The organism is Marinobacter sp. P4B1 (assembly GCF_001447135.1).
Taxonomy (GTDB): domain Bacteria; phylum Pseudomonadota; class Gammaproteobacteria; order Pseudomonadales; family Oleiphilaceae; genus Marinobacter; species Marinobacter vinifirmus.
The window spans coordinates 359682-370476 of record NZ_LLXM01000011.1 but is presented as its reverse complement, the minus strand read 5'-3'; the positions used below and the strand labels follow the sequence as shown (position 1 = coordinate 370476).

8 protein-coding genes are annotated in these 10795 nt (G+C 50.0%); 7 read left to right on the top strand and 1 reads right to left on the bottom strand.

Translation table 11 applies throughout. From position 1 onward, the window contains the following. Positions 1-68 precede the first annotated feature (68 nt). Positions 69-1201, top strand: a protein-coding gene (locus AQ621_RS09385) for an IS3 family transposase (protein WP_145840233.1) whose coding sequence is annotated in 2 segments (ribosomal slippage) — positions 69-339 and positions 339-1201 — 1134 coding nt in all. Because the reading frame shifts where the segments join, the coding sequence is not laid out codon by codon here. 65 nt (positions 1202-1266) lie between these two features. Here the strand turns inward: AQ621_RS09385 and AQ621_RS09380 are convergent. Further along, complete coding sequence (locus tag AQ621_RS09380; protein WP_227508284.1) at positions 1267-2301, bottom strand: winged helix-turn-helix domain-containing protein; 1035 nt, start codon at positions 2299-2301, stop codon at positions 1267-1269. A 222-nt stretch (positions 2302-2523) separates the two neighbouring features. On the opposite strand from AQ621_RS09380, the gene AQ621_RS09375 reads away from it, so the two are divergent. The 6 genes from AQ621_RS09375 (at position 2524) to AQ621_RS09350 (ending at position 10014) form a co-directional block, all read left to right on the top strand. Continuing rightward, on the top strand, positions 2524-3747 hold the full coding sequence (locus AQ621_RS09375; protein WP_197463861.1) for an alkane 1-monooxygenase: 1224 nt from the start codon (positions 2524-2526) through the stop codon (positions 3745-3747). 137 nt (positions 3748-3884) lie between these two features. Then, positions 3885-4403: a rubredoxin gene (locus tag AQ621_RS18010; RefSeq protein ID WP_014422297.1), complete on the top strand. Its 519-nt coding sequence runs from the start codon at positions 3885-3887 to the stop codon at positions 4401-4403. Between the two features lie 51 nt (positions 4404-4454). Continuing rightward, entirely contained in the window at positions 4455-5909 is a 1455-nt protein-coding gene (locus tag AQ621_RS09365) for an aldehyde dehydrogenase family protein (RefSeq protein WP_014422296.1), read from the top strand. A gap of 27 nt (positions 5910-5936) precedes the next feature. Then, a complete protein-coding gene (locus tag AQ621_RS09360) occupies positions 5937-7535 on the top strand; it encodes a GMC family oxidoreductase (RefSeq protein WP_014422295.1) in 1599 nt (532 codons plus the stop codon). A gap of 37 nt (positions 7536-7572) precedes the next feature. Further along, positions 7573-9258: a long-chain fatty acid--CoA ligase gene (locus AQ621_RS09355; protein ID WP_227716479.1), complete on the top strand. Its 1686-nt coding sequence runs from the start codon at positions 7573-7575 to the stop codon at positions 9256-9258. Between the two features lie 84 nt (positions 9259-9342). After that, positions 9343-10014 (top strand): OmpW/AlkL family protein, encoded by a 672-nt coding sequence (locus AQ621_RS09350; protein WP_008170303.1) that lies wholly within the window; start codon positions 9343-9345, stop codon positions 10012-10014. Positions 10015-10795: the final 781 nt, after the last annotated feature.

Here is a 10795-nt window from a genome sequence, read left to right as displayed (position 1 = left end):
TGAAGTGGACCCCAAATTTTGGACAGGTGCCTAAGCTCTGATTCATCATCTCCATAAGGAGGAGAATCATGAGCAAGAAACGCAAGCAATACAGCGCATCATTCAAGTCCAAAGTCGCCCTGGCTGCCCTCAAGGGCGACCAGACCACATCCGAAATTGCTGCCCGTTTCCAGATCCACCCCACCATGGTCAGCACCTGGAAGCGCGAACTGCTGGAGAATGCCCCGGGCCTCTTCGAAGGCAAGAAGAAAGCCGGCAAGCAATCCGATGAGCCCAGCACAGACGAACTTTACCGAGAGATTGGCCGACTGACGGTGGAACGCGATTTTTTGTCGCGCAAGCTCGATCAGTAAGCCGTCAACAGCGGTTGGCGATGATCGAGCGTGGTCATCCCCAAGTCAGTCTTTCGCGCCAGTGTGAGCTGCTCAAGCTGAGCCGCTCATCGGTGTACTACGTCCCTCGTGAGCAGTGTCAGGAGGATCTGGATCTGATGTACCTGATTGATCAACAGCACCTGGAAACGCCGTACTATGGCTCTCGCAAGATGCGGGTCCACTTGCAGCACCAGGGCTATCGGGTCAACCGGAAGCGGGTGCAGCGGCTGATGCGCACCATGGGCATTCAGGCGGTGTATCCGCGCCCCAGAACCAGCATTCCGGGCGATGGGCACAAGGTGTACCCGTATCTGCTCACAGGGCTGAAAATCGACCGCCCCAACCAGGTGTGGGCAACAGATATTTCATATATCCCGCTGGCCCGGGGCTTCATGTATCTGGTTGCCATCATCGACTGGTACAGCCGCAAGGTGTTGTCCTGGCGAGTCTCCAACACCATGGACACAGACTTCTGCGTCGATGCACTGGAGGAGGCTCTACAGCGCCACGGAACACCGGAGGTCTTCAACACCGATCAGGGCGTCCAGTTCACCAGCGAGGCCTTCACAAGCGTTCTCAAAGAGCATGGCATCCGGATCAGCATGGACGGCAAAGGCTGCTACCATGACAACATCTTTGTGGAACGGCTCTGGCGCAGCGTCAAACACGAGTGCGTCTACCTCACTGCCTTCGAGGATGGCCGACACTTGAAGCAGGCGCTCCACCGGTACTTCCGGCATTACAATCAGACCCGGTACCACCAAACCCTTGATTACCAAACACCGGATGAGGTGTACTACCAACAACCCATGACCCTGGCAGCTTGAGCCGGGAATACAGCCGGATCAGAGCTTAACTGCACCTTCAGGCTGTCCAACTGATGGGGTCCACCTCAGTACTCTCCCCTACGCCAATGCCAGAACGCGACCCGTTTCAGTACATACGAGCGACGTTCTCGTTGGGTGGTGTTAAATAAACTACGCAAATACTCTCGCAGCACAGGGTGCATATCCATACGATCACCAGAAGTTCCGGTGGGAGCTAAAAGAGCATAATGTTCGTTAAGAAACGTAATTTCCCGGTCGGCCTCTTCTGTCTTATAGACATAGCCATAGCATTCAGCGCTGATTACTTCGAGCATCGCTGCATTGCAAAGAAAGGTCCTCGTACTATCGGGTAATGCAGTTAAGAGGTTGTCCCTGAAATACGAGCGAGTTTCCGGCCAAGTCGCTGCGGGGAGATTTGGGTTTGGGGTTTGGCACATAAGCCTGACAAGTGCTGGCCATCCACCGGTGGCTTTTATGATGTTGCTGGCTTCGGGGCCACCCATACCCGATAATTCACTAACCTCCTCTTCTGTAAATACAAGTTCATCAGCACCATACGTTACAACACCCGTCATCATAGACAAACGCGCCAACGCCCCGACGCGACTCGGTGCAATGAAAAATTTCACATTGCTCGGTGTTTCACAGATTAAATCCTCAATCAAATCCGCGGTATGTTTAGCCTCGCCAATCCCATCAAGGCAAATTCTTATCGTCTTTTTTGCATTACACAGTGCGTTTCGAAGAGCTTCGATGGTGTCGATGTCACTTTTTATCGTGCGCCAAGATTCAACTCCTTCGATTTGATATAAAACTAACGCTGCAAACAAACTGTCATTAACGCCATATGAGTCAGGGAAAGATCGGGTATTGATGTAAACGACGCTCTCAAGTTCCAGTTCGCGAGTGTTTGCTGCAAAGGCCACTTGTACAGATTTTCCATAGCCTGGCGGGGCCCGATACAGAACTACCTTTGATTCAGGCGTAGCAGAAGCGCTCAGGCAATAGCGGTCTAAACACCCTTGAGTAATGAAACACTGACGAGCCCACATCCTTTCAGACATCCTCCGACACCAGTCTTCCAAGCTATGGCGGGTCATGACAATCCGATCTCCTGCTTCGTCTCCCCGAAACGCGAGGGCGCTATGGGGTGAAAGCATATTGATAGATGTCTAGTGCGAAAACTACCCCTTAGGGTAGTTGTTTGATATCCGGTTCTGGCCAAACCTGTTCATGCCTACAACTTGTCAGTTCACCTGAGGGACTCGGTGTTCGCACAATGTAGAAAAATGATCAAGCTGAAAAACAATAAGGTGATCCTAATGTCAATGTCAGAAAATGTCTTAACAACAGAGTCTCTTCAGAGAGACCCTGATGCCGAAGGTTATGTCGACAGAAAACGCCACCTCTGGGTCCTTTCTGTGCTGTGGCCAGCGACGCCTCTTATTGGCCTTTATTTGGTATCCCAGACTGGATGGAGCATTTGGTACGGATTGGTGTTGATCCTTTGGTATGGCGCAGTTCCCTTGATTGATGCCATGTTTGGAGAGGATTTTTCAAACCCCCCCGAGTCGGCTGTGCCTCGGCTTGAACAGGATCGTTACTATCGGGTACTGACCTACTTGACGGTTCCTATTCACTATGCCGCCTTGATTGTCAGTGCCTGGTGGGTATCCACGCAACCAATGAGTGTTTTCGAGTTTCTGGCATTGGCCCTTTCCCTGGGAATCGTGAATGGCCTGGCTCTGAACACAGGCCACGAACTTGGCCATAAAAAAGAAACGTTTGACCGTTGGATGGCGAAGCTTGTCCTCGCCGTGGTCGGATATGGTCATTTCTTCATTGAGCACAATAAGGGGCATCACCGTGATGTGGCTACGCCGATGGACCCGGCGACATCCCGCATGGGTGAGTCCATTTACTCATTCTCACTGCGTGAAATTCCCGGTGCTTTCAAGCGGGCATGGGATTTAGAGGAACAGCGCCTCAGTCGTTGTGGAAAAAGTGTCTGGAGCCTGGAGAACGAAGTTCTTCAGCCTATGATTTTGACCGCTGTGCTTTATGCGGGATTGCTGGCGTTTTTTGGTCCCTTAATGCTGATCTTTTTGCCCATTCAAATGGCCTTTGGCTGGTGGCAGCTGACCAGCGCCAACTACATTGAGCATTACGGATTGCTGCGCGAGAAGATGTCGGATGGACGTTATGAGCGTCAACAACCGCACCACTCATGGAACTCAAACCATATTATGTCGAACCTGATTCTGTTTCATTTGCAACGACATTCCGACCATCACGCCCATCCTACAAGGTCCTATCAATCGCTTCGCGATTTCAAAGACCTGCCTTCCTTACCTTCGGGATATCCCGGAATGTTCCTGGCCGCAATGTTTCCCTCATGGTTTCGTTCGATAATGGACCACCGGGTGCTGGATTGGGCTAAAGGAGATCTCGACAAGATTCAGATTCAACCCGGCAAGCGTGAATTCTATGAGCGTAAATTTGGTGGGACTGATTCTGAATCAGTCGATACCGCCGCGGCTAAATGATCGGCTAATCGGAACTTATATACCTCGTTTACTTTATTTACGTTGCAGAAAAAGAGCCTCTGACGTGCACCTGAAAGAGGGTGCGCGTCGGGCGCTACCAAAACAAAGACAATAATATCGTTTGAAAGGTGCTCTAAATGGCTAAATATCAATGCCCTGATTGTGGTTATGTATACGACGAAGTGGTTGGTGATCCGCACGAAGGCTTTCCTGCAGGAACGACATGGGAAAAAATTCCTGAAGACTGGTCCTGTCCAGACTGTGCCGTCAGGGATAAGGTTGACTTCGTTGCGCTTCAAGAAGCGAACCCGGAACTTTCGGTGTCCGCAACCAATACAGCGGTCCGCCCTGCCAGCCAAGCTAAGACCGAGGGAGCATCGCAGAAAGCAACGGACGCATCTACTCCTTCAGCTAAAAATAAAACAAAGCCCAAAGCGAAACCGAAGCCCACCTCTTCAAAATCGCCCAAAGACTCGACTCAAAAAGATACCTATCGGAAGTGGGTCTGCATCACTTGCGGCCATATCTACGATGAAGCTCTCGGAGATGAAGCCGAAGGCTTCCCTGCGGGCACTCGTTTTGAAGATATTCCAGACGATTGGTGCTGTCCGGACTGTGGTGCCACAAAAGAGGACTATGTCCTCTATGAAGACTAGTAATCCGATTGAAAATAACAACAGTCTCGTTCAGCAAGAGGTGATTTTATAATGCAGATTGCTAGTCTGGCGGAGGTTGGGGTGACCAATGTGTCAACCAGCGATACGATTGATTCAACGTTCGCGGCCCTACAGCGGGCACAACTTGCGCGTCGCGGAAGCTTTACCTTGGAGGCTCGAATAGCGCAGCTCGACCAGCTGCGGGATTCAATTAAACGCCACGAATCAAACATCATTGCGGCGTGCGCGGCGGACTTTCGAAAACCCGCTCCAGAAGTCAAATTAACTGAACTCCTGCCGGTGCTTCAGGAAATTCGACACACTAAAAAACACTTGCGTAAATGGATGCGTCCGAAGCGAGTGGCTGCATCCGTTGGTGTTCTGGGCACGAAATCTTATGTTCGGCCAGAACCAAAGGGAGTGTGCCTGATTATTGCACCGTGGAATTATCCGCTCAATCTTGCGCTCGGACCTCTCGTCTCAGCGTTAGCTGCAGGGAACGGAGCCATCATTAAACCCTCGGAAATGACACCCCATACCTCAAAGGTGATTGCCAACATTGTCGCCGAAACCTTCCCTCCCGATCTGGTTTCCGTGATTGAGGGTGATGCCGCGGTAGCGCAGAAACTGTTGGCCTTGCCCTTCGACCATATATTCTTCACGGGCAGTCCTGCGGTCGGCAAGCTGGTCATGGAGGCTGCCGCCAAGAATCTTTCCTCAGTGACACTGGAATTGGGGGGTAAGTCCCCGACCATTGTCGGTCCAGATGCCAACATAAAGAGGGCTGCAAGAAACATTGTCTGGGGTAAGTTTGCCAATAATGGACAGACCTGTATCGCCCCAGATCATGTTTTTGTGCACGTTAATATCGCAGATCAATTCAATGAAGCACTTAAAACGGAAATTGGGCGAGTCTATGGAAAAACACCAGAAGCCCAGAAATCGACCGCCGACTATTGCCGGATTGTAAATCGACGTCATTTCCAGCGAGTTTCAAACCTGATAGATGATGCCAAAAGCAAAGGTGCAAGAGTCTTTGAAGGCGGTGTTACAGATGCTGAAGAGAATTTTATTGCTCCGACGTTAATTTCAAATGTATCCAGTGACATGGATATTTCACGTGAGGAGTTATTCGGCCCGATCTTACCCGTTATTGAATTCGACGATATTGATCTGGTTATCAAGAAAATCAACGATAACCCTAAACCGCTTGCGCTTTACATATTCGACAAAAAAGAGTCTTTTGCCACGGATATTATCGAGCGAACGAGCTCCGGCGCTGTAGGAGTCAACCTTACAGTTGTGCATTTTCTACATCCGGGTCTGCCGTTTGGTGGAGTTAATAATTCCGGGATAGGGGCGGCACACGGTGAATACGGCTTCCGCGCTTTTTCGCATGAAAAGGCGTTGATGGAGGATAAACATTCTCTTATGCATCTTCTTTTCCCACCCTATACAGCCTGGGTCCGGCGTCTTATAGAGGCAGCTGTTCGAATTCTGGGCTGAGCATAATCAAATAATAAGAGAGTTATTATGTACGATTACATTATTGTCGGTGCGGGATCGGCGGGCTGTGTATTGGCCAATCGGCTTACGGCGGACTCTTCAAAGCGAGTAGTGTTGCTAGAAGCGGGCCCAAAGGATAAAAATCCACTCATACATATGCCTATAGGTATAGCACTCCTTTCCAATAGTAAAAAACTGAATTGGGCTCTTGAAACCGAACCTCAAGAACATCTGAAGGAGCGCCGCCTGTTTTGGCCTCGTGGTAAAACGCTTGGCGGGTCCTCTTCTATCAACGCCATGGTCTATATCAGAGGTCACAAAGCCGATTATGACCACTGGGGTCAAGTTGCCGGGACCGACCTCTGGGGATGGGATCGCGCTTTAAAATTGTTTCGTCGACTGGAAGATAATAAACGTTTTGGCGCAGATTCTTACCATGGGGAGGGCGGTGAGCTCACCGTAAGTGAACTCAAATCAGTCAATCCGTTGAGTCGAGATTTTGTTCGAGCGGCACCTCATGTAGAGCTCCCGGTAAACACGGACTTTAATGGAGAGACGCAAGAGGGATTGGGACTCTACCAGGTGACACAAAAAAATGGTCGGCGTTGGAGTTCAGCGCAGGCATTTCTGCGTGTCGCGGAGAACCGGCCTAATCTTGATGTGCTAACGGACGCGCGGGTAACCCGGGTGGTAATGGACGGTAAGCGGGCAGTCGGTGTGACACTGAACCAGGGGGGCGAATATCGCCAGCTTAGACTCAATAACGGCGGTGAAATCATATTGTCTGGTGGTGCGGTTCATTCACCACAACTGCTGATGCTTTCGGGAATCGGTGATAGCCAAGAGCTTGGAAAACACGGGATCCCCCTTGTGCATCATCTTCCTGAGGTCGGCCAGAATCTGGTTGATCATTTGGATATTACGATCATGCACGCGGCGAACTCACGTTTGCCCATTGGCGTTGCTCCCAGTTTCCTGTTTCGGGGCGTGAGCGCATTATTCTCATATATCTTTGCGCGACGTGGATTTCTTACCAGTAATGTTGCCGAGTCCGGAGGCTTTGTTAAATCCGAGCGCTCGTGCGAACGGCCAAATGTGCAATTCCACTTTTTGCCAACTTACCTGAAGGATCATGGACGAAAAGTGATGGCCGGGTATGGGTACACCTTGCATATTTGCGATCTAATGCCCAGAAGCCGCGGTTTTATTGGCCTCAAAAGCCCTGACCCATTGGCCGACCCGTTGATTCAACCCAATTATCTCAGTAACCCCGAAGACATCAAAACAATGATCTCGGCCGTTAAATTTGGACGACGGATACTCGGGGCACCAACAATGGCTTTACATAGTGAACGAGAAATTAAGCCCGGAAACTTGGTGTCTTCGGACGGTCAGATTGCGGACTTTATCCGGGAAAATGCAGAGACTATTTACCACCCCGTTGGCACTTGTCGTATGGGCGCGGATCCGGATTCAGTCGTTGATCCGGAATTGAAAGTCAGAGGGATTGAAGGGCTAAGAGTTGTCGATGCCTCGATAATGCCCAGTTTGGTTGCCGGTAACACCAACGCACCCACCATGATGATTGCCGAAAATGCAGCCGACATCCTCTTGGGAAATGTTTAGGTTCAAACCCGGATTATGCCTTCTACATTGGACCTTAATGACGCCAGATACTCGCGTCAACCAACTACAAAAACGACAGGAGATAAACGTGCTTGGCCAAATGATGAACATGGAGCTCACCGTGAATTCCTTGATCGACCATGCTGCTCGCTACCATGGAGACGCTGAGATTGTGTCGATAGGAACGGATGGAAATCCCAGTCGATCTGACTGGGCAACTGTTTCGGAGCGGTCGCGACAACTTGCGTCAGCGCTTCGAACGGCAGGCTATGTCCAGGGGGATCGGTGCGCGACCATTTGTTGGAATAACGTGGGGCACCTGGAATGTTATCTTGGCATCTCTGGTGGCGGGATGGTGTGTCACACTATTAACCCGCGACTGTTTCCAGAACAACTCGTTTACGTTATCAACAATGCTCAAGACAAAGTCATATTCTTTGACAAAACGTTCCTTCCCATTGTTTCAAATATCCGAGACCGACTGGAGACGGTTGAGGAATTTGTATTGATGTCCGAACCGGACGAAGAAATTGCAGCGCAATTTCCAGGATTGTTGTTTTATGAAGAGTTTCTCCAGCGAGGAACGCCTAACGCGAATTGGCCTGAAATCGCCGAAAACCAGGCTTCAAGCCTCTGCTATACATCGGGCACCACTGGAAATCCCAAAGGGGTGCTCTATTCACACCGCTCCACCGTTCTGCACGCGCTGGTAGCTGCTCAACCCGACGCACTGAATTTATCGGCACGGGATGTGGTGATGCCGGTTGTTCCTATGTTTCACGTAAATGCGTGGGGGGTACCCTACATTACGGCGATGGTTGGAGCCAAACTGGTGTTGCCTGGTCCTGGCCTGGATGGGCAAAGTTTGGTCAAGCTGATCGATTCAGAAAGCGTAACGATTGCGCTGGGTGTGCCTACGATTTGGCAGGGACTTCTCTCGGCTTTGGACGAGCTTGGCTCCTCGGCACAGTCGCTTAAACGGACGGTGATAGGGGGTAGCGCTTGTCCGCCCTCAATGATGTCGGAGTTTCGTGGTAAGTATGGCGTAGAAGTTGTCCATGCATGGGGAATGACAGAAACATCACCGATCGGAACCGTCAATGCACTGCTGTCGAAACACAATACTCTTTCGGAGGAAGGAAGAAACAAAATCCGTGAAAGCCAGGGACGGCCTCCCTACGGGGTGCAGCTCAAAATTGTGGGTGAAGACGGCCATCAACTGCCCGAAGATGGCATTGCTCAGGGAAATCTCCGCATCCGTGGTCATTGGGTGGTAGCCGATTACTTCGGTGTTGAACCAAATCAGACTCTTGAGGAAGACGGTTGGTTCGAGACAGGTGATGTTGCTTCGATCAATGATGATGGATTTATGACAATACGTGACCGCTCAAAAGATATTATTAAATCTGGTGGTGAATGGATATCTACAGTCGAATTGGAGGGAATCGCAATGGGCCATTCTGCCATCAATGAAGCTGCCGTAGTGGCGGCCTCCCATGATAAATGGGACGAACGACCGATCCTGTTGGCAGTAAAAATACCCGACGCAAATATTACTGAGGAGGAACTTCTTGCTCATTATCAAGGGAAAGTCGCCAAGTGGCAGATCCCGGATCGCGCGATCTTTGTGGAAGGATTGCCACGCAATGCCACTGGGAAAGTATTAAAAAACAAGCTGCGTTCTGAGTATGGGGAAGTATTAGTCAATAAACCGGCAAGCTAGCTTCAATGAGTGGCATTTGTGTTACGAAAAATTGCAGTTTTACCTAAAGCCAATTTGTTTTAATACCAAAAAGGATAATAAAAAATGAAACCTAAAATAATTAGTAAAGTCTCGTTAGTGGCGTTCCTTTTACTTTCACTTGCTGCGAGCCTGGCCAACGCTCAATCTGAGCCGGTTTACAGTAGAGGCGACTGGGTGGTTGGGCTGAATGCCACTAGAGTTCTAACCGATGAAGATTTGCGATCAGCCTCTGCGGGGAGTGCCCCCGTTCCAAATTCCAACCTGTCTATTAACAACGATACGACCGTATCATTCGACGTGTCGTATTTTCTGAGTAATCAGCTGGCATTTAACATTTTTGGCGGCATTCCCGCTAGTGCGGACCTCCAGGGCGAAGAGTCTCTCTCCGGTCTTTTTCTTGGTCAAACAGATTATGGTCCGGTAATTCTTTCGCTTCAGTATCATGTTTTGACGGGTAGCAACTTCTCTCCGTACTTTGGAGCGGGTGTAGGACGGATTCTCTTTTTAGATGAGAAGGATCGCGCACTAACCGACTTCGACGTCGAAGATACATGGGCCCCTGCGGTTCAGGCTGGTTTTCGCTGGAGGATACACAATAACTGGTCGGCAAATTTTGACGTTAGATATGCACCCTTCGAGGCGGATATCACCGGTAACCTGGGCCCGGCCCCTGTTCAGGCAAAAGTGGAAGTGGACCCCACTATCGTGAGCATCGGTGTTGCATATCGCTTTTAAATGCCAAGTATACCAACCGTCTGCATTTGCTGGTCGCTTTCAGCAACCTGCTGATTGATAAAAACCTGCAGCGTAAGACCAATGCGCCCCTTTTCCGCCAAGATTGCGGAAAAGGGGCAAAAACCAGCGGTTATTCAGATCTTCCTTAGGTATATAGCCCCAGCCTTATGCATCATTTAAAGGTCTCGTATCGTTTAGTCGAGTAGTATATAGCCATCAGGACCGGCACGTCCTTACTATAGAAAACCTTTTCAGTAGTCCCGCAAGTTTCATTTAATCGAGCAAGTGTCTTAACATTAATACCGCTCGTAACTATCGGTTCTTGATGTCCACCATCAATAAGCCGGAATCTTACTGTGTTTGATTTACACACCGCTTGAAGCTTGCAGTCTGAAAAGCCCTGTCTTGGCTGCCACCACCCATCCGCATGAAAAAGCATATGCTCAGATGAACCAAAACAAGAGGTCGACACCGAATGGGCGATGTTGCTTATGAAGGATTGAGTGATCGGAACCTCTACCCATAATGGCCGATAGAGACTTCGCTTTTTCTTTGTGGGTAAAATCAAGTTCATATTTTCGTCGGTAATTGCAAGGTGAGGTTATTAGTGGGACATATAGAGAATTATTTCACCTACATGGACTCCCCCTGCGGTCAAGCAACGCCATTTGAATCCGAAGCGGTTTGAGACTGCGGCTCTACATTCGGCCTCTTTGTGGGCGTTTTTGCCCGGGCCAGGATGATGATGCGTGTGAGCGGGGACCTTATTCGTTAGTCGGCT